The sequence below is a fragment of the Luteimonas sp. GW821-FHT14E02 genome (assembly GCF_058803905.1).
This window is the reverse complement of record NZ_JBXAPK010000001.1, coordinates 613,050-636,184: the sequence shown is the minus strand read 5'-3', so window position 1 is coordinate 636,184 and position 23,135 is coordinate 613,050. Positions and strand designations below refer to the sequence as shown.

At 65.8% G+C, this 23,135-nt stretch carries 23 protein-coding genes; 13 read left to right on the top strand and 10 right to left on the bottom strand.

Annotation, left to right across the window (positions count from 1 at the left end; genetic code table 11):
• Window positions 1-38 precede the first annotated feature (38 nt).
• Complete coding sequence (locus tag AC1RNP_RS02730) at window positions 39-677, top strand: glutathione S-transferase family protein (RefSeq protein WP_493049703.1); 639 nt, start codon at window positions 39-41, stop codon at window positions 675-677.
• 18 nt (window positions 678-695) lie between these two features.
• Entirely contained in the window at window positions 696-1,988 is a 1,293-nt protein-coding gene (locus AC1RNP_RS02725; RefSeq protein ID WP_493049701.1) for a hypothetical protein, read from the top strand.
• On the opposite strand, the gene AC1RNP_RS02720 is transcribed toward AC1RNP_RS02725, so the two are convergent.
• The 4 genes from AC1RNP_RS02720 to AC1RNP_RS02705 form a co-directional block, all read right to left on the bottom strand.
• Entirely contained in the window at window positions 1,985-2,608 is a 624-nt protein-coding gene (locus AC1RNP_RS02720) for a hypothetical protein (protein WP_493049700.1), read from the bottom strand. The genes AC1RNP_RS02725 and AC1RNP_RS02720 overlap by 4 nt on opposite strands.
• Window positions 2,605-3,228, bottom strand: a complete 624-nt coding sequence (locus AC1RNP_RS02715) for a hypothetical protein (protein ID WP_493049699.1) — start codon at window positions 3,226-3,228, stop codon at window positions 2,605-2,607. The genes AC1RNP_RS02720 and AC1RNP_RS02715 overlap by 4 nt, the downstream gene beginning before the upstream one ends.
• Complete coding sequence (locus AC1RNP_RS02710; RefSeq protein WP_493049697.1) at window positions 3,225-3,878, bottom strand: hypothetical protein; 654 nt, start codon at window positions 3,876-3,878, stop codon at window positions 3,225-3,227. The genes AC1RNP_RS02715 and AC1RNP_RS02710 overlap by 4 nt, the downstream gene beginning before the upstream one ends.
• A 75-nt stretch (window positions 3,879-3,953) precedes the next feature.
• Window positions 3,954-4,184 carry a YdcH family protein gene (locus AC1RNP_RS02705; RefSeq protein WP_493049696.1) on the bottom strand — a complete coding sequence of 77 codons (231 nt, stop codon included), beginning with the start codon at window positions 4,182-4,184 and terminating at the stop codon, window positions 3,954-3,956.
• Between the two features lie 70 nt (window positions 4,185-4,254).
• Here AC1RNP_RS02705 and ttcA point away from each other — a divergent pair, with 70 nt between their 5' ends.
• The 4 genes from ttcA (at window position 4,255) to AC1RNP_RS02685 (ending at window position 7,291) form a co-directional block, all read left to right on the top strand.
• Window positions 4,255-5,184, top strand: coding sequence for a tRNA 2-thiocytidine(32) synthetase TtcA (gene ttcA, locus AC1RNP_RS02700; RefSeq protein WP_493049695.1), 930 nt, complete (start codon window positions 4,255-4,257; stop codon window positions 5,182-5,184).
• Window positions 5,174-5,458, top strand: coding sequence for a hypothetical protein (locus AC1RNP_RS02695; RefSeq protein WP_493049693.1), 285 nt, complete (start codon window positions 5,174-5,176; stop codon window positions 5,456-5,458). The genes ttcA and AC1RNP_RS02695 overlap by 11 nt, the downstream gene beginning before the upstream one ends.
• Window positions 5,458-6,363 carry a recombination-associated protein RdgC gene (locus AC1RNP_RS02690; RefSeq protein WP_493049691.1) on the top strand — a complete coding sequence of 302 codons (906 nt, stop codon included), beginning with the start codon at window positions 5,458-5,460 and terminating at the stop codon, window positions 6,361-6,363. The genes AC1RNP_RS02695 and AC1RNP_RS02690 overlap by 1 nt, the downstream gene beginning before the upstream one ends.
• A gap of 148 nt (window positions 6,364-6,511) precedes the next feature.
• On the top strand, window positions 6,512-7,291 hold the full coding sequence (locus AC1RNP_RS02685; RefSeq protein WP_493049689.1) for a M48 family metallopeptidase: 780 nt from the start codon (window positions 6,512-6,514) through the stop codon (window positions 7,289-7,291).
• 60 nt (window positions 7,292-7,351) lie between these two features.
• On the opposite strand, the gene AC1RNP_RS02680 is transcribed toward AC1RNP_RS02685, so the two are convergent.
• The 3 genes from AC1RNP_RS02680 to hemH form a co-directional block, all read right to left on the bottom strand.
• Window positions 7,352-9,244, bottom strand: a complete 1,893-nt coding sequence (locus tag AC1RNP_RS02680) for an LTA synthase family protein (protein ID WP_493049688.1) — start codon at window positions 9,242-9,244, stop codon at window positions 7,352-7,354.
• Between the two features lie 257 nt (window positions 9,245-9,501).
• The gene (locus AC1RNP_RS02675; RefSeq protein ID WP_493049687.1) at window positions 9,502-10,440 is read right to left on the bottom strand and encodes an alpha/beta fold hydrolase; all 939 of its coding nucleotides are present in this window, start codon (window positions 10,438-10,440) and stop codon (window positions 9,502-9,504) included.
• 160 nt (window positions 10,441-10,600) lie between these two features.
• Entirely contained in the window at window positions 10,601-11,602 is a 1,002-nt protein-coding gene (gene hemH / locus AC1RNP_RS02670) for a ferrochelatase (protein WP_493049685.1), read from the bottom strand.
• Window positions 11,603-11,879: 277 nt separating this feature from the next.
• On the opposite strand from hemH, the gene AC1RNP_RS02665 reads away from it, so the two are divergent.
• The 5 genes from AC1RNP_RS02665 (at window position 11,880) to AC1RNP_RS02645 (ending at window position 15,251) form a co-directional block, all read left to right on the top strand.
• A complete protein-coding gene (locus AC1RNP_RS02665) occupies window positions 11,880-12,857 on the top strand; it encodes a lipid-binding SYLF domain-containing protein (protein WP_493049683.1) in 978 nt (325 codons plus the stop codon).
• A 79-nt stretch (window positions 12,858-12,936) separates the two neighbouring features.
• Entirely contained in the window at window positions 12,937-13,167 is a 231-nt protein-coding gene (tatA, locus tag AC1RNP_RS02660) for a Sec-independent protein translocase subunit TatA (RefSeq protein ID WP_226467241.1), read from the top strand.
• Between the two features lie 231 nt (window positions 13,168-13,398).
• Window positions 13,399-13,815 (top strand): Sec-independent protein translocase protein TatB, encoded by a 417-nt coding sequence (gene tatB / locus AC1RNP_RS02655; RefSeq protein WP_493049682.1) that lies wholly within the window; start codon window positions 13,399-13,401, stop codon window positions 13,813-13,815.
• Window positions 13,799-14,563 (top strand): twin-arginine translocase subunit TatC, encoded by a 765-nt coding sequence (gene tatC, locus AC1RNP_RS02650; protein ID WP_226467243.1) that lies wholly within the window; start codon window positions 13,799-13,801, stop codon window positions 14,561-14,563. The genes tatB and tatC overlap by 17 nt, the downstream gene beginning before the upstream one ends.
• 10 nt (window positions 14,564-14,573) lie before the next feature.
• Window positions 14,574-15,251, top strand: coding sequence for an RDD family protein (locus AC1RNP_RS02645; protein WP_493049681.1), 678 nt, complete (start codon window positions 14,574-14,576; stop codon window positions 15,249-15,251).
• Here AC1RNP_RS02645 and AC1RNP_RS02640 read toward each other — a convergent pair whose 3' ends face one another.
• Together AC1RNP_RS02640 and AC1RNP_RS02635 are read right to left on the bottom strand one after the other, a co-directional pair.
• Window positions 15,252-16,175 carry a hypothetical protein gene (locus AC1RNP_RS02640; protein ID WP_493049680.1) on the bottom strand — a complete coding sequence of 308 codons (924 nt, stop codon included), beginning with the start codon at window positions 16,173-16,175 and terminating at the stop codon, window positions 15,252-15,254. It abuts the gene before it with no gap.
• Between the two features lie 32 nt (window positions 16,176-16,207).
• The gene (locus AC1RNP_RS02635; RefSeq protein ID WP_493049679.1) at window positions 16,208-16,936 is read right to left on the bottom strand and encodes a glutamine amidotransferase; all 729 of its coding nucleotides are present in this window, start codon (window positions 16,934-16,936) and stop codon (window positions 16,208-16,210) included.
• A 73-nt stretch (window positions 16,937-17,009) separates the two neighbouring features.
• Here AC1RNP_RS02635 and glyQ point away from each other — a divergent pair, with 73 nt between their 5' ends.
• Together glyQ and glyS are read left to right on the top strand one after the other, a co-directional pair.
• The gene (gene glyQ / locus AC1RNP_RS02630; protein ID WP_493049677.1) at window positions 17,010-17,903 is read left to right on the top strand and encodes a glycine--tRNA ligase subunit alpha; all 894 of its coding nucleotides are present in this window, start codon (window positions 17,010-17,012) and stop codon (window positions 17,901-17,903) included.
• Complete coding sequence (gene glyS / locus AC1RNP_RS02625) at window positions 17,900-20,155, top strand: glycine--tRNA ligase subunit beta (RefSeq protein ID WP_493049676.1); 2,256 nt, start codon at window positions 17,900-17,902, stop codon at window positions 20,153-20,155. The genes glyQ and glyS overlap by 4 nt, the downstream gene beginning before the upstream one ends.
• A gap of 75 nt (window positions 20,156-20,230) precedes the next feature.
• On the opposite strand, the gene AC1RNP_RS02620 is transcribed toward glyS, so the two are convergent.
• Window positions 20,231-23,119, bottom strand: a complete 2,889-nt coding sequence (locus tag AC1RNP_RS02620; RefSeq protein WP_493049674.1) for a TonB-dependent receptor plug domain-containing protein — start codon at window positions 23,117-23,119, stop codon at window positions 20,231-20,233.
• Window positions 23,120-23,135 lie beyond the last annotated feature (16 nt).

Here is a 23,135-nt window from a genome sequence, read left to right as displayed (position 1 = left end):
GTTCCGGAGGCCCTCGCTCCCGCAGAAGTGAAATGACCATGCGATTGATCGGAATGCTCGACTCGCCTTACGTGCGCCGCGTGGCGATTTCCCTGCAACTGCTCGGCCTGCGCTTCGAGCACCAGTCACTGTCGGTATTCCGCACCTACGAGCAGTTCCGGGAGATCAATCCGCTGGTCAAGGCGCCGACGCTGATCTGCGACGACGGCACCGTGCTGATGGATTCGCCGCTGATCCTCGAATACGCCGAGGCCCTCGCCGCTCCCCGCAAGAGCCTCATGCCGCAGGACATCGCGCAGCGGCCGCAAGCGTTGCGCTTCATCGGCCTGGCGATGACCGCATGCGAGAAAAGCGTGCAGCGGTATTACGAGCAGGCCCTGCGGCCGGAAGAAAAGCGGCATGCCCCCTGGCTGGATCGCGTCACCGGGCAGCTCCTGACCGCCTTCGATGTGCTGGAGTCGGAACTGCAACGCCATCCGCTCGCCGTAACGCGCGAAGCCATCGATCAGGCGGGCATCACCACGGCCGTGGCCTGGCATTTCACGCAAGCGATGCATCCGGGCCTCGTATCCGCGACCGATCACCCCGCCTTGCAAGCCTTCTCGGAACAGGCGGAAGCCTTGCCGGAATTCAAGGCGGCGCCGCACGGCGACAGCACGTATCGGCAGGATGGCTGACGTGATGAGGCACTCCGCATGAGCGCCGCCATGCCCGCGGCCACGAATCCACCGCTCGCCGCGATGCACGCCTCGCCGGGCTCGGCCTGGTGGGACATCCCGCGCCTGGCCGGACGCCTGCTGTGGCGGCACTGGCCGGCGCTGGCGTTCTGGTTCTTCGCGCAGCGCGTGGCCTACGACCTGTTGCTGGATGCGGCGATCAAGCTCGCCGAGCATTCGGTCCTGCTGGCCTGGGCGGCGATGGCACTGCTGATCCTCACGCAACTGGTGGGCAGCATCGCGATGTTCCTGACGCTGCGGCCGTCGCTGCCGATGCTGACCGACGAGAGCGTGCCGGTGGTGCGGGGATCGGGGCCGTGGACGCAGTCGCTGGCGGTGGCGCTGCTGCCATTCTTCGCCTACTACGCCGCGTGGGGGCTGCTGGAGAACATCAATCGCGCTTTCGAACTGCGCTACAAATTCAGCATCTGGTACGAACAGCAGGAGCTGATCCACAACATCCTGCAGATCAAGGGCTGGTGGATCGCCTTGCTGGTTTCGTTCGGACTGCGCCACGTCAGCAAGCGTCTGGCCGCGCGCAGCCATCGTCTCATCTGGCCGATGCTGGTGACGGTGTGCGAGGCGTACTGGATCTACGTCGGCGTGGCCGTGATCGCGCGCGGCGTCGCACGCGCCAAGGACTGGTGGCACGAACGCGCGGTGTACGTGGCGGCCACCGACTGGTGGCAGAACCCGTTCGTGATGCCGGAGTGGCTGCCGCCGGTCAAGCGCGTCGTGGAACCGCTCTGGGACGTGATCACCACCGCGGCCGGCGGCCTGGTGCTGCCGCTGATCTGGCTGGCGATCACCGCGATCGTGTACGGGCTCGACCTGCGCCGCACGCAGCGCATCGATGCCGCCGACGCGCGCCTGCGCGTGGTGCGCAGGCGCTACCGCACCGCGCACTGGACCGTGCGCAAGCTCACCGACAAGGCCAGCGCCGGCTGGACCAGCAAGGGCGTGCCGGTGCTCAACAGCCTGCGACTCGTACTACGTGCGGGTCTGCCCGCGCTGCTGACGTTGTGCGTGGGTTGGCAGCTGCTCGCCTTCATCGATGCGTGGGGATGGCGGCTGCTGGATCTCGCGCTTGGTCCGCGCGATCCTGGGTGGCAGCAGGTGATCGGCCAGCCGCTGTCGGCGTTGGTCAAGCCACCCGTCACACTGCGGCCGGCACTGTTCACCGATCTGCTGCGCGTGGTGCTGCTGGCGGCGACGTTCGATCGCGCCATCGCGGGTCTGCCGCGAGCCGCGAAGAGCGGCCACTCGCGCTAGAACGCGAACCGCAGATAGCGGCCGGGCTCCGGCGCCTTCGGATTCTTTTCGTCGGTCGCGGACATCACGATCTCGGGATGCAACTCGCGCAACCGCGCCGCCTGCGCGCGCGGCACCTGATAGATGTGCACGAACCGGAACGGCTTGCCCGGCGCCGCCCACGATTTGTCGCCGCGATCGTCGCTTCCGCAATCGCGCGACTGCGGGTAGCGCTTGCGCGAAACCGACGCCTGATTGGCTTGCCACAGACGGCCTTGTGCATCCGAGAGCCGGCCCTGGCAACGATTGAGCGTCTTGGCGACGGTGCCGGGCGCGGCGATCACCTCGAAGCGCGCCACCAGCAGCGCCGCATCCGGTCGTTCGCGCGACAACGGCCCTTCTTCCGGCGGCAATGCATCCACGCCGAGCAGACGCCAGCGCGCGCCGGCGTAGTCCGCCCACTGTCCGGCCGGCACGTCGGTCGGGAACAGCGGTTCGCGCTTGGCGTATTCGCGCAGCGCATCGCGATACGGGGCGATCATCGCGAACGCGCCCAGCAGCACTGCGCCGAGCAGCCATCCGAGATTGCGGCGCCACCAGCCGCGGCGCGCCGTCGTCGTGGTGTCGATGGCGGCGTTCATGGGCGCAGATCCAGGACAGGCTTGGCTTCGGCCAGCAACGCCTTCGCGCGCGCGGCGTCGATGCCCAGATCGATATCGACGAGGCTGTCGCCGCCGTTGGGCACCAGATAACTCCAGTACACCTGCAGATGCGCGCCCTCCAGGCGATCGGGCGGCAGCTCGAAGAAATAGGCGCCGCGTTCGGGCAACCCCGCGGCCAGCTCGCGCCCTTCGAGATTGAGGCCCTTCAAACGCGGCCGGTCGGAAGAAGCGCTGTCGTAGGCCAGACCATCGCGCGTGAGGATGCGCGCCTGCACCGCGCCCGGCTCTTGCGTGGCCTCGACCTCGGCCAGCACCGAGAGCCAGACACCCGGCGTGTGCAGTTCGTAATCCGGCTTGCCGTAGTCGCCCTTCAGCAGATAGGCGTGCGCCACCTTGATGCGCTTGATGCGCACCGTGAAATTGCGGCCCCGCGCTTCCTCGTTTGCGGTGTAGCGCTGCAGGATCGGCGCATCGCGATCCTCGTAGCGCGATTCGCCCTTGCGCAACAGCACGATGGCCGCCAGTGCCAGCAGTACCCAGACGAAGTGATGCCAGCGCCAGCGTCGCGACGAGGTGGCGCCCGAAGCAGCGGCGTTCAAGGCCCGGCTCCCGTGCGCGGACGCCGCTCTTCCACCGGCAGCTCGAAACGCGCGCCGGGCGGTCCCTGCACCCAGGCGCTTTCGTCATTCAGATGCGCCTTTTCCTGGAACGCGCGCCGGAACACGCCCCAATTTCGCTTGCCGCCGTCGATCGGCGTGCCCTTGGGCAGTTCCCAGATGAGATCGACCTGCGTCGGCAGGCGCGGCCCGAGATCCGTCAATAGCAGGTGGTCCCGCGCATAGGCCGCCGACTTGGCCTTCACTGGCGTACCGTCGGGGGTCAGCAGGACCACGTCGCTCATCGGATAACCGAAGCCCGACGTGCTGCGCTCGATGAGATTCTCCAGCGTGACCTGCAGCACCAGATAGTCCACCTGCTTCCAGTCGTAGAGATCCTTGCCAGGCTCCCGATCGGAAACCCAGGCGCGCAGCGGCGTCACCGCCAGCGCGCCGTTGTCATAGCGCTGCCCGGCGGCCAGGCGCGGCAGCCTGGCCTTCGATTCGGCCTTCTCGAACCCGCCCAGTTGTGCCGTCGTCGCGATGGCGAGCAGTGCCAGCACGCCGGCGGCCAGCCACCACGGATTGCGGATTGCTTGACGGAGATGGAATTCGCTCACGTAGGGCGTCGGCCGGGGGACCGGCCGCACCATACCATCCGTTCCCGGGAAGATCAGCCGCGCAGCGGCGGAAAGGCGAACGCCTGCGCGGCTTTGGCCAAGTCCGTCTCAGGCCGGCTCGTCGGGAATCAGCGCGCTCTCCAGCCGCGCGATCATGTCCTTCAGCTGCAACTTGCGCTTCTTCATGCGTTTGACAGCCAGCTCGTCGGCCTCGATGTCGGCCTGCAGGCGCACGATGGCCACGTCGAGGTCCCGGTGCTCGAGCTTCAGCTCGATCAGCTGGCGGCTGATGTCGGCGTCGTTGGCGAAGACCATGGTCTGGAGCGGAGGTCCGGGCACGGAAGCATTGAGCTTACACGCGGACCCCGATCTCCGTCACCGAGACGCCGGCTAGTAGAATAGGGAGTTCATGAGCGTCATCCTGCCCCTGCCCGATCCGATCGTCCGCCGCCCCCCGGGCGCGCAGCGCGACGCCCGCGAGCTGAACAAGCTCGGCAAGCGCCTGCGCCACCAGGTCGGTCGCGCCATCGCCGACTTCGGCATGATCGAGGACGGCGACAAGGTGATGGTGTGCCTGTCCGGCGGCAAGGACAGCTACACGATGCTGGACATCCTGCTCCAGCTGCAGAAGAAAGCACCGGTGCGGTTCACCCTGACCGCCGTGAACCTCGACCAGAAGCAGCCCGACTTCCCCGAGCACGTGCTGCCGCAGTATCTCGAATCGATCGGCGTCGACTACAAGATCCTCGAACAGGACACCTATTCCGTCGTCACCCGCGTGGTGCCGGAAGGCAAGACCATGTGCTCGCTGTGCTCGCGCCTGCGGCGCGGCGCGCTGTATACCTTCGCCGAGGAACAGGGCTACACCAAGATCGCACTCGGCCACCATCGCGACGATCTGGTCGCCACGTTCTTCCTCAACCTGTTCTTCCATTCGAAGATCAGCGGCATGCCGCCGAAGCTGCTGTCCGACGACGGCAAGCACGTGGTGATCCGCCCGCTCGCCTACGTGCGCGAGGACGACATCACCGCCTACGCGCAGGCCAAGGCCTTCCCGATCATTCCCTGCAACCTGTGCGGCTCGCAGGAGAACCTGCAGCGCAAGCAGGTGAAGAAGATGATGGATGCCTGGGAACACGAATCGCCCGGACGCATCGAGCAGATCGCGCGCGCGCTGGGCGACATCCGGCCCTCGCAGCTGAGCGATCCGAGGCTGTTCGATTTCCTCGCGCTGGGACGGCGCGGCGATGCGCCGTTGCCGGATGCGCATGATTGGTTGGCGGGTGAGCCGCACGGCGATGCGGAGGTTGCGCAGGGGCACGTCGCGGATGCCGATTGAAGGCCTGAAGCCCGGCGACATCCAACCCGGCGATGTTTATGAAGACTGCGCGTATCATCCCTGCCTGTGCCTCGGCGCGGAACCGAACAGCTTTGACATCTGGGGTATCTCGCTAGTCGACGGCTCCTATCCACGCAGTTGCGATCTGCAGCACTGCGGCATCCGCAAACTTACCTTGGAAGAGGCGTGGCGCTGGAAGCGTCATGGCCCTTCCGATATCGAACTCGAACCGACCGACCGATGGTGGGCCGGGTCTTCTGATCAGGATTCTTGATGTTCTTCCGTAACCTCACGCTGTTCCGCTTCCCCACCTCGCTCGATCTCTCCGAACTTGACACCCACCTCGCCGCAGTCCCGCTCAAGCCGGTCGGCGCGCTGGAGCTGACTTCGCGCGGTTTCATCTCGCCCTTCGGCCGCGACGCGGAGGCCCTCTCGCATCGCGTCGACAACGCCATCTGGCTCAGCGTCGGCAGCGAGGACAAGCTGCTGCCGTCGGCCGTTGTCAACGACCTGCTGTCGAAGAAATTGGCGCAGATCGAGGAAAAGGAAGGCCGTAAGCTCGGCGGCCGCGCGCGTAAGCGCCTGAAGGAAGACCTGGTGCACGAACTGCTGCCGCGCGCCTTCGTGCGACCCTCGCGCACCGACGCCATGCTCGATCTCGAACACGGGCTGTGCATCGTCGACACATCCTCGCGCAAGAACGCCGAAGCGGTGGTCTCCGACATCCGCCACGCGCTCGGCAGCTTCCCGGCGCTGCCGCTGAATGCGGAGATCGCGCCGCGCTCGGTGCTCACCGGCTGGATCGCCGGCGAGCCGCTGCCGCACGGCCTGTTGCTCGGTGAAGAATGCGAATTGAAGGACCCGGCCGAGCACGGCGCGGTGGTGAAGTGCCAGCACCAGGAGCTGCAGAGCGACGAGATCGCCAAGCACCTGGAAGCCGGCAAGCAGGTGACGCGGCTGGCGCTCACGCTCGATGATCACGTGTCCTTCGTCCTCGGCGAGGACCTGGTGATCCGCAAGCTGAAGTTCCTCGATGGCGCCGTCGATCAGCTCGAAGGCGGTGAACGCGAGGACGTGCGGGCCGAACTGGATGCGCGTTTCGTGCTGATGGCCGGCGAGCTGAAGCGGCTGTTCGAAGTGCTGGAGCCGGCGTTGAAGTTGTCAAAAGCTGAACAGTAAGCCGTCATCCCCGCGCAAGCGGGAACGGCGACGTTCGTTCTTTCGTCACAAATCCGACAGCAAAATTCGGCCGCTCCGGAAACGTGCAACAAGGATGCGAAACAAAGATGAGATTCCTTCGTCGCAACGCGAAGGTTAGGATATCGGCATGTCCGTTCTATCGCGCTTGCTGACGCGCCCACCTCGCAGCCTCGAACGCGATACCGTCCCCTTCGCTCTCGATGACGGCCGCACCGTCGAGGTCCTGCGCGTGCGCGATCCGCGCGCGCGGCGGCTGCGCTTGTCGGTCGACGAGCGCGGCGCACGGCTGACGTTGCCGGTGCGCGCCAGCCTGATCTCCGGTGAACGCTTCCTGCGCGAACATCGCGACTGGCTCGCCAAGCAGCTGGCCGTGCACATCGACGCCGTCCTGCCCCTGGTGCGCGGCGAATCGACATTCCTGCCGCTACGCGGCGAACAGGTGCCGCTGCGCTGGCAGGAAGGCCGCTTCGCGCGCGTGCAGCACGAGGACGGCGGGCTGGTACTGCAATTCCCGGAGCGCGCCACCGATGTCGCGCTGCGTCGCGCGCTGCGCGATTTCTTTGAAGCCGAGGCGCGCGCCGACGTGGGGCGCTGGCTGCCGCGCTATCTGCCGTCGCTGCCGCGCGGGCCTTCCCGCATCCGGCTCAAGACGATGTCCTCGCAGTGGGGATCGCTCGCGCCCAACGGCACGCTGGCGCTCGATCTGGCGCTGGTGCTGGGGCGGCCGGCGGCGTTCGAGTACGTGCTGGTGCATGAGCTCTGCCATCTGATCCATGCCGATCATTCGCGCGCGTTCTGGCGCGAGGTGGAGCATCGCTTCCCGGCCTGGCGCGAGCAGCGCGACTATTTCCACGCCGAGGGCCGCCGCCTCAAGGCCGGATTGCGGCAATTGCTGTCGGTGGCGTGACGTAGCGACCGGATCCTCAAGCCCGTCCTTCTCCGCGGGCGCCATGGGCGCCCGCGCATGTCACGGCGGCGTCGGCAACGCGTAGCGTTCGTTGCGATAGGCCCAGCTGGGCCACAGCGCGTGCGCCAGCGCGGTCTTGGCCAGGATCGGATCGACCGCGACCGGACTGAGTTTTTCGCCTTCGGGGTGATAGCGGAACTGCGCCGGCGCGCGCTCCGGCTGTAGTACCAACAGCTGGTCGCCCTTGAGGTAACCGTAGTTGTCGCCGTACTGCATGATCGCACGGCCGGGATCGCGTTGGGTCAGATCGGCGCCGAGCATCGGGTGGATGCCGCTGACGCCGATCAGCGACAGCAAGGTCGGCGCCAGATCGATCTGGCTGACGAGGCGCTCGTCGCGCCGCACCGGCACGCCGGCACCGAGGAACAGCGCCGGAACATGGAAATGCCGCACCGGCACCAGACTGGCGCCGAACACGCGCGAGTCATGGTCGGCGGCGACCAGGAATACCGTGCGGTTCCAGTATGGCGATTTTTTCGCCCGCGCGAAGAACCGGCCGAGCGACCAGTCCGCGTAACGCACGCTGTTCTCGACACTGGCCGCCGGCGCGCTGGCGCGGATGCGACCGGCCGGATATTCCCATGGCGTGTGGTTGGAAACGCTGAAAGCGAGCGTGAAGTTGGGCGTGTCGCCATCGCGCATCAGGCGATGGTGCAATTCGTTGAACATGTCCTCGTCGGACGCGCCCCAGGAGCCGACGAAGCCCGGTTTCACCGCGAACTTCGGCCGATCGATCACCTCGTCGAACCCGTTGCCGAGAAAGAACGCCTTCATGTTGTCGAAGTGCGCCTCGCCGCCGTAGATGAAGCGCGAGCGATAGCCGGAGCGACCGAGCAGGCTGGCGAGCGTGAAGAAGCCGCGCTGGCTGCGCGGCAGCTTCAGCACCGCTTCGGCCGGCGTCGGCAGGAAGCCCGTGTTGATCGCTTCCAGCCCGCGCGCCGAACGCGTGCCGGTGGCGTAGGCGCGCGCCAGCAGCCAGCCCTGCTCGCCGAGCGCATCCAGCTGCGGCGTGAGGTCGGCGCCGCCAAGGCTGCCGACGTACTGCGCGCCCAGGCTTTCTTCCACGATGATCACCACGTGCAGCGGACTGGCCGGCGTCACGGTCGCCTGCTGGCGATGCAGGCTCGGAAGGTTCGGATCGAGCATCGCGCCCTCGAAGCCGGCCGTCTCGCGCACGATGCGCTGCATCTCGGCCTCCGGCAGACCGCCGTATACCTCCGCCGCCGAACGCTCGCTGCTCATGCCGCGGATCGCGTGCGCCACGTTGTAGAGCGAATTCAGCGGCAGCGTGTTGATCATGCTGTCGCTGCAGAAAGCCACTTGCGCGGCGTTGAGCGGCCGATGCGCGAGCGTGCCGCGAATGGCCAGGAACAACAGCGCGAAAGCCAGCGCCGTCACCAGCGGACGTCCCCACAGCTTCAGCCTGGCGTCGAGCCGCTGCGTCGGCAGCAGGCGCAGACCGATCCAGCCCAGCACCGTCAGTGCGATGACCGCAACCAGCAGCTCGCCCTTGTAGCCCTGCCAGAGCATGGCCGAGATTTCGCGCGGGCTATCGAGGTACTCGACGTAGAGCCGGTTCGGGCGCGTGTCGTACTCGCGGATGAATTGCGGCGTGGAGATTTCCAGCAGCACGAACAACAGCCACCACAGCCGGTACCACCATGCCGTGAATCGCGTCGGCCAGGCCAGGTGTCCCAGCCACGGCGACAGCAGCGTCGGCAGCACGCAGACCATCGCCAGCAGGCTCAGATCGATGCGCCAGCCACCGGACACGACCGGCCAGAGCCCACCGGCATCGCTGACGCGCGGCCACAGCCATAGGCTCAGCGCGAGCCGGCTAAGGCTGAGAAAAATGAGGGTAAGCAGCAAAAACCGCCACGTCAGCTGTCGCAAGTGTCGATCCGGAATGGATTTGATAACACCGCAGCGGCTGTTGGCGGCGCCCGCGTAAACAGGTGGGTGCGCAACGGATGCGCGGCAGTCTAGCGTGCATTGCTTCGCATCCCGTTAATTGATTCGGCGCTGAAACGTTTACATCCCGTTTGCGGGCCCCGCGTTAGCCCTGAGCCTTGGGATGCGGAAAACGTTGCGCCTCGAGCCGCCGCTACTGGGGCGAGCTCAAACAAAGCGGTCGGCGCTAGGCCGGGCGGCTACGGCCCGGACGCCGTGGACTGCGGCGCGTCGATCCCCTGATCCAGACCGCTGTCGAACTCAGGGCCGACGCGAGTGAGGAAATCGCCGATCGCCGCCGCCACCACCGCCGGCTGTTCCATGTGCAGATGATGCGTGCCGGGCAGGATCACCCGTTCCCCGCGCGGCAGCAGCGCGACGTGCTCGCTGCGCAGCGGCTCTGGCAGGTAGGGCTGCGGCGGGTCGGCGTAGATCACTCGCGTCGGGCATTCGATGCCGGCGATCAGGTTCCGCACCTGTTCTTCGGTCATGCGCACCATGGTGGGCAGGGTGAGGCGCGGATCGCTGCTCCATTCGTAGCCGCCCGGCCCTTGTTCGGCATGCACGGCGCGCGCGCCGCGCTCGACCAGCAGCCGCGCCGCCATCTCGCTCACGCCGAGCGCGCCGGCCTGCATGCGCGCGCGCACCGCCGTCTCCAGGCTCGGGAACGTGCGCAGGCGCTTGCCCGCCAGCGCGCGCGTGGCCGCCACCGCCTCGCGCAGGCGCGTGACGGTGCGCTCGGGCGTTTCCGGCAGAGCGCCAAGCGCCTCGATGGCGAGGAAGCGCGTGATGCGCTGCGGACTGGCCGCCGCCACCAGGCTGGCGATGCCGGCGCCCATCGAATGACCGAGCAGGGCAAAACGGTCCCAGCCGAGCGCGTCGGCGATGTCGAGCACACTGTGCATCGCACCGGCGAACGAATAATCCGCGCCACGCGGCAGATGCACGCTGCCGCCGTGGCCGGGCAGGTCCGGCGCGACCAGTTCGATGCCCGACAGATGCGCCGACAACGGCACGAAGCTGGCGGCATTGTCGAGCCAGCCGTGCAGCGCCAGCACGCGCGCCGCGCCCGGCGCGGGCGTGCCGGTGCGCAGACCGGTGATGCGGCCTAGCGGGATGTCGAGGGAAAACTCTTGCATTAGCACCTGCCACAGCCCTTCGCATGGCCCAGGCCGGGAACCGATTGTTCCTGGCGCAAGGAAGAGCGAAGAAGTGTATGTCGATACACGCCTGAGCGATGACGCCGCGCCAGGAGCAAGCAGACCCGGCCTGGGCCATGCGAAGGGCTGCGGCGGGTGCTCATGTCCATGTTTCCAAATGGCGTTGCGCCAGCGCCGCGAGGGCATCGGCATGTTCCGGCACATCGTTGAGGCAGGGAATATAGGCGAGGCGTTCGCCGCCGGCCGCGCGGAAGATTTCCGCATTCTGCATCGCGATCTCTTCCAGCGTTTCCAGGCAATCCACCGGGAATCCGGGACAGACCACGTCCACGCGCTTCACGCCGTCCGCCGCCAGCTGGCGCAGCGTGGCGTCAGTGGCCGGTTGCAGCCAGCGATCGCGGCCGAAGCGCGACTGGAACGTGAGCGTCCAGGCATCCGGGGCGAGATCGAGCGCGTGCACCACCGCCTCGGCCGTGGCCCGGCACTGTCCGGCATAGGGATCGCCGCCATCGACCAGGCGCTGCGGGATGCCGTGGAAGGAGAACAGCAGCCGTTCGCCGCGACCATGCGCATTCCAATGCGTCCGGATCGAAGCGGCGAGGACGGCGATCACGCCGGTATCGGTGGCGTAGTGCTCGATCATGCGCAGCGGCGGCGCGAGCGCGCCTTGCGCCTTGGAGAAGGTGGTGAGCGCGTCGGCGACGGAGAGCGTCGTCGTCGTCGAATACTGCGGATACAGCGGCAGCACCAGCACGCGCGTGACGCCCTCCCGCGTCAGCGCATGCAAGGCATCCGACAGTTTCGGCGTGCCGTAGCGCATGCCGTGCGTCACCCGCAGCGACGGCAGCCGTGCCTGCAACGCCTCGGCCAGGCGTCGCGTGTACACGGCCAGCGGCGAGCCTTCGGCCATCCAGATCTGCGCATATTTGTGCGCCACGCGCGGGCTGCGCAGCGGCAGGATCAGCCCGTACAGCAGCGGCACCCACAGCCAGCGCGTGAGCTGCACCACGCGCCGGTCACTGAGGAATTCGGCGAGATAGCGCCGCACCGCCGATGCCGTGGGCGCATCGGGGGTCCCGAGATTGACGAGAAGGAGGGCGGTGCCGTCGTGGGGCGTTTCGCGGGCAGGAGCTGCTGGCATAGGCGCATAGGATGGCAGTCTTGCGGCCCTGCGTCCTTCACATCGCCACCGCGCAACAGGACCGGCGGCGCGCGCATCGCGATGTCACGGAACTTCGGGACGCCGGCCGAGTCCTGAAAATCAGGCAACGACCCGGCAGATCCCGCCGGCGAAGCCCTTTCGGCCCAAGACAACCCGGGATGCAAGACTCAGAATCGATTCACACCGGCACGCTTAGGGTCTCCCTGATCCCCGCAGGCGCTGCCACATCACGCCTATCCCGCTTACGGAGCCCGTCATGCCTCTTACGAACCGTCCGCTTTCGCTGCGACTCGCCCTGCTCGCCACCGCCCTGACCCTGTCGATGGGCGTGGTCACCTCGGCCTGGGCCGGGGCCGACGAGGACAAGCGCGCGCAGGACGCCACGCGCGTGCTCACCACGATCCAGCAGATTCCCGAATCCGGCATTCCGGACAAGCTGCTCGACGAGGGCCGCGCGATTGTCGTGGTGCCGGACGCACTGAAGATCGGCCTGGTGCTGGGCGGCCGCCGCGGCCACGGCCTGCTGTCGGTCAAGCGGCCTGACGGCACCTGGTCGAACCCCAGCTTCATCAAGCTCACCGGCGGCAGCATCGGCTTCCAGGCCGGCGTGCAGTCGGCCGACATCGTGCTGGTGTTCCGCAACGACCGCAGCCTGGAATCGATCGTCAACGGCAAGGTCACCCTCGGCGCCGATGCCGGCGTCGCCGCCGGCCCGGTCGGCCGCAATGCCGCCGCCGCCACCGACGGCCAGCTCAAGGCCGAGATCTGGTCGTGGTCGCGCGCCCGCGGCCTGTTCGCCGGCGTCGCCCTCGACGGCGCGGTGCTGTCGATCGACGATGCCGCCAACGAATCCGTCTACGGCCGCGACACCACCCCGCGCATGATCTTCGAAGGCCGCGAGCCGCAGCGTCCCTCCGACGCCGTGGTCGGCTTCCGTGATCGTCTCGAGGAGGCCAGCAACATCGCCCGCAATGCGCGCAACGCCCGCGCCAGCGACGAGGCCGCCCGCTACAACGCTCCCGCGCCCGCCGGATCGCAGCCTGCTGGATCACAGCCCGCCGGTGTCACCACCGCGCCCGGCACGGCCACCCAGCCTCTGAATGCGCCGGTGAATGCGCCGACCCAGCAGGGCACGACCACGCAGCCGGCACCGCAGGCCGATCCGCAACCGCAGCCCTTCCAGCCGGTGAACGACAACCCCGCGACCAGCGAGCCCTTGCCGGCCACCCACTGATTCCGCATCCGTGCGTCACAACGGCGCACGGGCGCTGGGGTATCCTGTAGCGACACATTCACCCACAGCGAGGTACGCCATGGGCGGCTTTAGCATCTGGCACTGGCTGGTCGTACTCGCGATCGTATTGCTCGTGTTCGGCACCAAACGTCTCACCAGCGGCGCCAAGGACCTTGGCAAGGCCGTGAACGAGTTCAAGAAAGGCATGCACGACGAGGACAAGCCGACCGGCCAGATCGGCGACCAATCGCGCCAGGACGACAGCAAGTCGGACAGCCAGCAGCGCAACGACAACAACGTTCCGCGCTGATTCGCTTTCCCTTCTCCCGCCGGGAGAAGGTGGCCCGGAGGGCCGGATGAGGGAGGGAAGGTTCTGCGCCTGGAAACTGCAGCAACCGGTCATTCTCCCGCCCTCACCCTACCTCAGCCGCCTGATGCGGCTTCGATCTCCCGGAGGGAGAGGGGGAGTCGGTGCCACGCGAGAGTCACTTCGATCAACCTTGCCGGCATCCGAACCTTCATTACACTCACTGGCTTCTGAATGTTTGGCATCGATTTCCCCGAATTCGTGGTCATCGCCGTGGTCGCGCTGATCGTGCTCGGCCCCGAGCGCCTGCCCAAGGCCGCGCGCTTCGCCGGCCTGTGGGTGCGCCGCGCGCGTGCGCAATGGTCGTCGGTGAAGAACGAGCTGGAGCGCGAGCTGGCCGCCGAGGAACTCAAGCGCAGCATGCGCGACACCGAAACCGCGATGCGCGACCTTGACGCGCGCGTGCGTTCCGTCGATGCCGAGGCGCGCAAGGAATTCGACGAGATCCGCAGCTCCGCCAGCCTCGACCCCGCACGCCCCGACGCGCATCCACCCGAGGAATCACCGGTGGCGGTGACGCCCACCGATCATCGCGATCCACCCGCCGAAACTCCGCTGCCGGAAACCAAAGACGATGTCCGGCACGCCTGAGATCGACGAGAGCGAAACCTCGCTGATCAGCCATCTGATCGAGTTGCGCGCGCGCCTGTTGCGTGGCGTCGTCGGTCTCGTGGTGATCTTGGTGGCGCTGCTGCCCTTCACCAGCAAGCTCTACACTTGGCTGGCCATGCCGCTGATCGCGCGCCTGCCCAACGGGCAGCAGATGATCGCGATGAACCCGGCCGGCGCCTTCTTCGCGCCGGTGAAGCTGACCTTCTTCGTCGCCCTGTTCGTGGCGATGCCGTGGCTGCTGTACCAGCTGTGGGCTTTCGTCGCGCCCGGCCTGTACCAGCGCGAGAAACGGCTGGCCATGCCGCTACTGGCCTCGTCGGTGACGCTGTTCTACGCCGGCTGCGCCTTCGCCTATTTCCTGGTGCTGCCGGCGGTGTTCACCTTCCTGCTGCACTTCAAGCCGGACATCGTTTCGATCACGCCGGACATCGGCGCGTATCTCGACTTCGTGCTGGTGATCTTCTTTGCTTTTGGTGCGAGCTTCGAGCTGCCGGTGGCGCTGGTGATCCTGGTCCTGCTCGGCTGGGTGACCCCGGCGCAGCTGAGCGAATGGCGCGGCTACGCCATCGTCGCGATCTTCGTGCTGGCGGCCGTGATCACGCCGCCGGACGTGGTGTCGCAGCTGTTGCTGGCGATCCCGATGATGCTGCTGTACGAAGCCGGGGTCATGGCCTCGCGTCTGGTGGCGCCGAAGTCCGACGCACCCGCAGACGAACGCGCCCACTGACCCGTCGCCGATGACGCCCGCAGGATTCTGGCGACGTTACGCGGCCTGGTCCCTCGATGCCGCGATCATTGGCGTGCCAACAGTGCTGCTGCTGTGGCGCAAGCTCGGCGCCGCCGCGTCGGCGGTGTCCGCCGACTACATCACCCTGCTGCATCAGATCGTGCGCAGCATGACCGACGCGATCGACGCCGGCGCGCCGCCCACGGAACTGGTCTCGCGCTGGCTCTTCGATCCCACGTTATGGGGCGCGATCCAGACGCTGCGGTACGACGTGTTCGCGCTGCTATGGCCGCCGATTCTCGTCTTCGCGGCGCTCGGCGCGCTGTATCACGTCGCCTTCGAGGCCTCCGCGCGCCAGGCCACGCCCGGGCAGCGCGCGCTGCGGCTGCAGGTCTCCGATGCTTCCGGATTGCGCATCGACGTGCCCCGCGCGCTCGGCCGCCATCTCGCAGGCAGCCTGTCCTGGCTCACGCTCAACCTCGGCCATGCCATGGCGGCACTGCCGCCGCGCTACCTCGCGCTGCATGACCGGATGTCCGCCACGCGCGTGGTGCAGCGGCATCGGGACATGCCGACGTGGGCGGCGCTGTGGATCGGTGCTCAACTCCTGGCATGTGTGCTGCTGACCGTCGCCTTGGTCATCGTGACCAATACGGTCTTTAACGCGGCGATCGAAAGCGCGCTCTAGCTAGACCTCGATTCCGATCGAGCCCCCGGGCCCACGCGCCGGTGGTGGCGCATCGTCCTGCTCACCGAACGTATCGCGCCAAGCGAAATATGCGGCGCCGGTCAGCACCACCAGCAGCACCATCCCCACGATGATCAGGATGACGACGCCAAGCAGACTGCCGAAGGCCGGATGCAGGAGACCGCCGATCCACACCGCGATCAGGACGAAGACCACCGCGAACATCCCCAGCAACAGGGAGCCTCCAAAAAACATCGCCCCTGCCAGGAAATTGGCCGGGAAATTCACCAGCGTGGCGCGCAGGGCCGCGCGCAAGGCCTCCGTCACCGGCAATTTCGAGAACAGGATGAGCGGAACTCCGAGCAGGGTGAGGGCGAAGCTGAAATAGTTGTAGACCATCTGCACCAGCGTCATCAGACCTGGATTGTTGGGCGCCGGCATGGTCTCCGGCATGGCGCCACCCGCAGCGGAACGCAGCGCGGCCAGATAGTTGGTCCAGTATTCACCGCCAGCCAATCCCACCACCAATGCAGTGCTCAGGACCGCCAGCAAGAGCTGGACGAAGCCGAGTAGCGCCAGCTGTCCGGCGCGCCCCTGGCGGAACGGTGCGAACAAGCCGCTCGCCTTCGCCTGGCGCCCGCTTTCGGCTTCGCGGATCACATGCATCAATCCGCCCAGCAACACCGGAAACAACAGGAACAAAACCACATACGCAGGCACCATCCAGGGCAGCACCGCATTGATATCGCTGCCGGCATTCAGCGTGAGCGAGACCGGCGACAGCAACAGCATGACCGACAGGTACAACACCCCCATCATCAACAATGCCGCGCCGAAGATGGCACGCGGACTGCGCGCACCGACATTGATCGCTTGCCGCATCCAGGCAATGGCCTGGGTGATCGGCTGTCTACGGACTTGCATGGAATCTCGTCTGATGTCGTGCGCGCGGCGGTTCAACCCGCGACGGCGAGCGCATGCGCTCGATGGAGGAAGCGCCGCAGCACGCGGCGCGCATGGGGGGTGGCGGAGATATTACGCGACACCGCCTGCGCATCGATGCCTTCGCGCCCCAGCGCATCCGCGCGCGCCCGCACGTAGCCGCGCATGTGCGTGGAACTGAATTCAGGGTGGAACTGCACACCCCAGACCCGATCGCCCCAGCGGAAGGCATGGCAACCATCCTGTTCGGACATCGCCAGCACCGCGGCGCCCTCCGGCGCGCGCAGCACGGTCTGCAGGTGCGTGGTCTGCGCCCGGAAGCGCGCCGGCAGGCCTGCGAACAGCGCGTCCTCGGGCGCCTGCGGCGACAGGCCGACCTCGACCGTGCCCATCTCGCGCCCTTTCGGGTTGTCGCCGACCTCGCCGCCCAGCGCATGCGCAAGCAGCTGATGGCCGTAGCAGATGCCGAAGATCGGCACACCCGCGTGCGCCGCCTCGCACAGCCAGTCAGCGCTGCGTTCACTCCAGTGGTGACGGTCGGTGACCATCGCGGCCGAGCCGGTGACGATCACGCCCGCGAACCCCTCCCGCGCCGGCAACGCGTCGCCACGCTCGACGTCGACCACCACCGCCCGGCCGCGTTCGAGACCCGCGGCGGTGCGGATCCAATGTGGGAAGCCGCCATGGCGGCGCATCGACGGCACAGGCTGGCCGGTTTCGAGGATCAGAAATGGGGCGGACATGGGGGAAATCCGGAAAGGCTTTCGTGATTGCGTCGCTATACTACCCGGCCGTCGTTTTGCGGCACCGCAGGCTATGCCCGGACCTACTTTCCAGGAACTGATCCTCAAGCTCAACGCCTACTGGGCCGCGCAGGGCTGCGTGCTGATCCAGCCGCTCGATCTGGAAGTCGGCGCCGGCACCTTCCATCCCGCCACCTTCCTGCGCGCGCTCGGGCCCGAGCCGTGGAACGCCGCCTACGTGCAGCCCTGCCGCCGTCCCACCGACGGCCGCTACGGCGACAACCCCAACCGGCTGCAGCGTTACTACCAATACCAGGTGGTGATGAAGCCGAACCCGGACAACATCGTCGACCTGTACTTCGACTCTCTCAAGGCACTCGGCATCGACCCGCAGGTCCACGACCTGCGGCTGGTCGAGGACAACTGGGAATCGCCCACCCTCGGCGCCTGGGGCCTGGGCTGGGAAGTGTGGTTGAACGGCATGGAAGTCACCCAGTTCACCTACTTCCAGCAGGCCGGCGGCCTGGAATGCCGACCGGTGCTGGGCGAGATCACCTACGGCCTCGAGCGCCTGTGCATGTACCTGCAGAACGTCGACAACGTCTTCGACCTGGTCTGGACCCACGGCCCGCAGGGCACGGTGACCTACCGCGACGTCTACCACCAGAACGAAGTCGAGCAGAGCGCCTACAACTTCGAACACGCCGACGTGCCCGAACTCTTCCATCGTTTCGACGCCTGCGAGCGCGAGGCCCAGAAACTGGTCGAACTCGGCCTGCCATTGCCGGCCTACGATCAGGTCTGCAAGGCCTCACACAGCTTCAACCTGCTCGACGCCCGCCGCGCCATCAGCGTGACCGAGCGCCAGCGCTACATCCTGCGCGTGCGCGCGCTGGCGCAGGCGGTGGCCAAGCTCTACGAGGGCAAGCGGCTGGAAGCGGTCGCCGCCAAGGAGGCCCGCGCATGAGCGCCAAGCGTCCTCTGTTGATCGAGCTCGGCACCGAAGAACTGCCGGTCAAGGCGCTGCCCGGACTGGCGCAGGCACTGTTCGACGGCGTGCTCGATGCGCTGAACAAGCGCGGCGTCGCCTGCGAACGCGGCGACGCCAAGCCGCTGTACAGCCCGCGCCGTCTCGCGGTGCAACTGCCCGCCGTCGCCGTCGAACAACCCGAACAGCGCTCGGAAGTACTCGGCCCTTACCTCAACGTCGCCCTCGATGCCGACGGCCAGCCGACCAAGGCGCTGCAAGGCTTCGCCGCGAAAGCCGGTGTGGAGTGGACGCAACTCGAACGCGTCAGCGACAACAAGGGCGAACGCTTCGTCCATCGCGCGCTCAAGCCCGGCGCTAAAACCGCCGAACTGCTGCCGGAAGTGCTGCGCGAAGCCATCGCCGCGATGCCGATCCCCAAGCCGATGCGCTGGGGCGATCACGACTATGCCTTCGCACGCCCCGTGCACTGGCTGGTGCTGCTGCTCGGCGACGACGTGGTCGAAGGCGAATTGTTCGGCGTGCGCGCCGGCCGCGACAGCCGTGGCCACCGCTTCCTGCACGAAGGCCCGGTCACCATCGCGCGGCCCGGCGACTATCTCGAAACCCTGCGCGCGGCCAAGGTCCTGGCCGATCCGGACGAACGCCGCACGCGCATCGCCGCCGAAGTCGAACAGGCCGCGCGCGCCGTCGGCGGACACGCCCGCATCGATGCCGACAACCTCGAACAGGTGAACTGCCTGGTCGAATGGCCAAAAGCGGTGACCTGCGCGTTTGAGCCGGAATTCCTGGCCGTCCCGCAGGAAGCGCTGATCGCCACGATGGAAGCCAACCAGAAATTCTTCCCCGTGCTGAGCGAGGGCGGCCGCCTGACCGAACACTTCATCGGCATCGCCAACATCGAATCGAAGAACCCCGAGGAAATCCGCAAGGGCTACGAGCGCGTGATCCGTCCGCGCTTCGCCGATGCCAAGTTCTTCTACGACGAAGATTTGAAGCAAGGGCTGAGCGCGATGAACGCCGGTCTCGCTTCCGTGACCTACCAGGCCAAGCTCGGCAGCGTGGCCGACAAGGCGGATCGCGTCGCTAAGCTGGCAGAAGTCATCGCGCCGCAGATCGGCGTCGATCCTGTGCTGGCACACCGCGCGGCGCTGCTCGCCAAGGCCGACCTGCAGTCGCGCATGGTCAACGAATTCCCGGAATTGCAGGGCATCGCCGGACGCTACTACGCCAGGCACGATGCCGCGCTCGTCGACTTGAACGCCGACGATCGCCAATCGCTCGCCAATGCCATCGACGAGGCCTATCAGCCGCGCTTCGCCGGTGACGACATCGCGCTGTCGCCGCTGGGCAAGACGCTGGCGATCGCCGAGCGGCTCGACACGCTGGCGGGCGGCTTTGCGGCCGGCCTGAAGCCGACGGGCAACAAGGATCCGTTCGCGCTGCGACGTAACGCGCTGGGTCTGGCCCGCTCCTTGATCGAAAGCGGGATCGATGTCGATCTGCACAACCTTCTGTCAGCCGCGGCACTGCAAGCCGTCCTTGCTGTTGCCTCCACGAGCCCGAAGGGCGTGGAGAAGCAAAAGGAACATTCAAAAGGCGTGGCGCCAGTCGCGACAGAGGCCACGGCGATTCGCAGCAGCTTCGCGGCCAAGTTTCTCCGCGACCATGCCGCCGACGAGGGACAGGTCGCCCACATCCTGAATGCCGACGCCATCGCCACGGAAGCTTACGATTTCATTCTCGACCGCCTTCGCGGCTACTACGCCGACAAAGGCGTCTCCGTGCAGCATTTCAATGCGGTGGCCGAGAAACAGCCCGCATCGCTCTACGACTTCGACCGCCGCATCGACGCCATCGGCACCTTCGCCACGCTGCCGGAAGCCGCCGCGCTGGCCGCGGCCAACAAGCGCATCGGCAACATCCTCAAGAAGGCCGAAGGCGACATTCCCGCCACCGTCGACGCCACGCTATTGAAGGAACCCGCGGAAAGCGCCCTCGCCGAAGCCGTCGAAGCCGTCTACGCCGAAACCGGCCACGCGCTCGCCCACGGCGACTACGTCAACGCACTCGCCCATCTCGCCCGCCTGCGTCCGCAGGTCGACGCCTTCTTCGATGGCGTGATGGTCAACGTCGACGACCTGCCGCTGCGCAACAACCGCCTGGCATTGCTAAAGCGCCTCGCCGATCGGCTCGGCAGCGTCGCCGCCATCGAGCACCTGTCTTCCTAAGTTTTCCCAGGCTTGAATAAAACGAAGCCCCGCTTTTCGAGCGGGGCTTCGTTTTTGCATCACTTTTTACGAAAATCAGTCTTTCTTCGCGCCGAACTTGTAGCGCATTTCCAGATACACGGCCCGCCCATAGGCGTCATACATCGCGCTGTTGTACGGCTCGCTTTCCAGCCCATTGAAGTTGTAGGCCTGGTCCGTTGGCATCTTGTTGAAGACGTTGTTGGCCAGCAGCGAGACCTCAAGCGCTTCGATCGGCCTGTAGTTCACACTCAGGTTGTAGGTGGTGTAAGCGTCCCACCAGCCAGCGCCCGGCGCTGTAATGTCGCGATTGGCATAGGCCTGATAGTTGGGCGTCTTGCCGATGCGATTGGCATACAACGTGGTCGTCCACTTGTCGATGTTCCAGCTCACAGAAAAATCCGTACGCGTCTTAGCGTAGGCATCGTAGATCCACATGTTGTACGGGTCGTTCATCAGATCGATTTCCGGCTCGTTCGGCAGCGGCTTGACCTTGTGGGTCAGCACGTTGCTGTACGAGGCCCGGAACAACAGATCGCCAAAACTGCCGATGTCGACTGCGTAATTCACATCAGCCTTGATGGCACTGAGTTTCTGCTGGGCGATATTGACCTTGGGCGTATAGACCTGTTGCAGCTCGCCGTTTTCGTCGCGAGTGATCCAGGACAAGGTTCTCTGGCACCCGGGCGAATTGATGTCCACCTGGCCGGAACGGCAGAAATACTCCGCCAACATCAACTGGTCGACACTCTGCACGTCGATTTCGTTGTTCAGCCCCCAGTGGAAATAATCCACCGACATCGACAGCTTCTCGTTCGGGGCAAAAACCACGCCGAAATTCCAGACATCGGCATTGATGGGCTTCAGCTCCTTGTTGCCTTCCTGCTGCCCAAAGAATTGCTCGTTGTCATAGCTGCAATCACTGGTGTTGCCCGGGAGATATCCATCCTGGGAGCATCGGTAGTAATCGGTCGTGGAGCTGTAATAGCCGCTCAACCCTTGGAACTGATCGGACAAGGTAGGCGCGCGGAAAGCGGTGCCGAACTTGCCGCGCAGCAGCAGGCTTTCCACCGGGCGCAGTTCCACGCCGATGCTGTAGGTGGATTTGTCGATGGTCTCGTCCTGGACATCAAAAGCATCGTAGCGTCCGGATGCGGTCACCGTGAGCCACTCCCAGACCGGAAGACGCAGTTCGGTCGTCAATGCATAGCGCGAACGATGGCCGGCACCGCTGACCGAGGTGAGCCCCCAGACATTCGATTCCAGCGTCACCGGATCAGGAACCAGATTGGCATCGGGCGAGTAATCCCAGCCCTGGCTGCCACCTTCCACCACCACGGCCAGGCCCGCATCGCCGCCAGGCAGGCTGAACAGCGAGGCATTGGTGACCTGCGCACGGAGCATGTTGTCCCAGGTCTTGCTCTTGTTGGTGACATGGCCCGTGAAGCTGGCGAAATCATCCGGGGAAATCGGCGTATAGAACGCCTCGTAATTCGGCGTGAAGACAGGATATGCGTCGAAATACGGATCCCACCCCTGTTGCGGCCCGAGTACGCGTTCTTCGAAGTAGTTGTTGATCGGGTCCTTCCAGCGCACGAAGCTCTTCTCGTCGAGACGATATTCGTTGCGTGTGAAGCTGACGTCGTAATCCCAGTTGCTGCTGCCGAACGTTCCCTTGCCACCAAAGGTCACGGCATACGAGCGATTGGTGTCCTCGCTGTTCGTGTCACCGAACCTTCCGCCGACGTCTTCCGGCGAGAAGGCACGCTGCAGGTTGACCAGATCATCCAGATTGGGATCGTAATAGGCACCCCACTTGCTGCCGGTTCCCCACCACAGGAAGTTCGCGCCCGAGTTGTACTCCACCTTCTCGCGCATGTAGAGCACATCGCTATAAAGCTGCAGGTTGTCGTTCACATCGAAGGACGCATGCGTATAGATCTGCGCGCTTTCCTTGCCATTCCTGAGAGTGCGATAGCCCGGCGTATAGAACGAGCCGCAATAATCACCGCGCCCTGCGCGGGTCTGCAGCCCCTCGGTGCCACGGAATTGCCCGGTCACATTGGCGCAATTGTTCGGGTCCATGAAATAGTACCCGCCCGTGATCGCCGAGTAGACCAGATAGTCACGGCTGGCCACTGGCGGCGAGTATTCCGCGATCTCCCTGCCGTTTTCGTCCCGGCTGTATTCCCTGCCCCGGATGTTGTATTGCTTGGTCAGATCGCGCTCCGATGCCCAGATCGGATTCCTGTGTTCGAATTGCACGCCAGCGAGCAGATTGAACCGACCATCGGCGCTGCTGAATCCATCGGCGATGCTGACGCGATAGCTCTCGCCGCCGCCCTCGGTGTAGGTGCCGACGCGAACATTGACGACTCCGCCGTCCATCTGCTTCTTCAAGATGATGTTCACCACGCCGGCGATCGCATCGGAACCGTACAGCGACGACTGGCCGCCTGGCAGGATTTCAATACGATCGACGAGATCGACCGGGATGCCGCTGATGTTGTTGAACGTATCGCTGCCGTTGTACAGGGCCGGATAATTCGCCATCGGACGGCCATCGATCAGATATTTGGTATAGGCGGGATCGAGACGGAACATGCTGACCGTCTCGGCACCTTGCGTGAAGCCGCCCGAAGCTTGTCCACCCTGCACACCGCCGGTGGAAAGGCTCGATTGCTGCAGGACGTCGGCAACGCTCGTGAAGCCGCGCGCCTTGATGTCTTCCGCCGAAATCGTTACCACCGGGGTTGCCGTTTCAAGTTGTGTTTGCGGGATCAGAGAACCCGTCACGACGACCTTATTGAGTTCCGTGGGCTGGGCCGGCTGCGTCGATTCCGCAGGCTGGTTCTGGGCTTGTTCTTGCGCGACAGCGTCGGCGACTGGGATCAGCCCCACTAAAACGGCGCAAATGGCCGTGGCCAAAAGTTTCTTCTTCGTCATGTTGTGATTCCCCAAC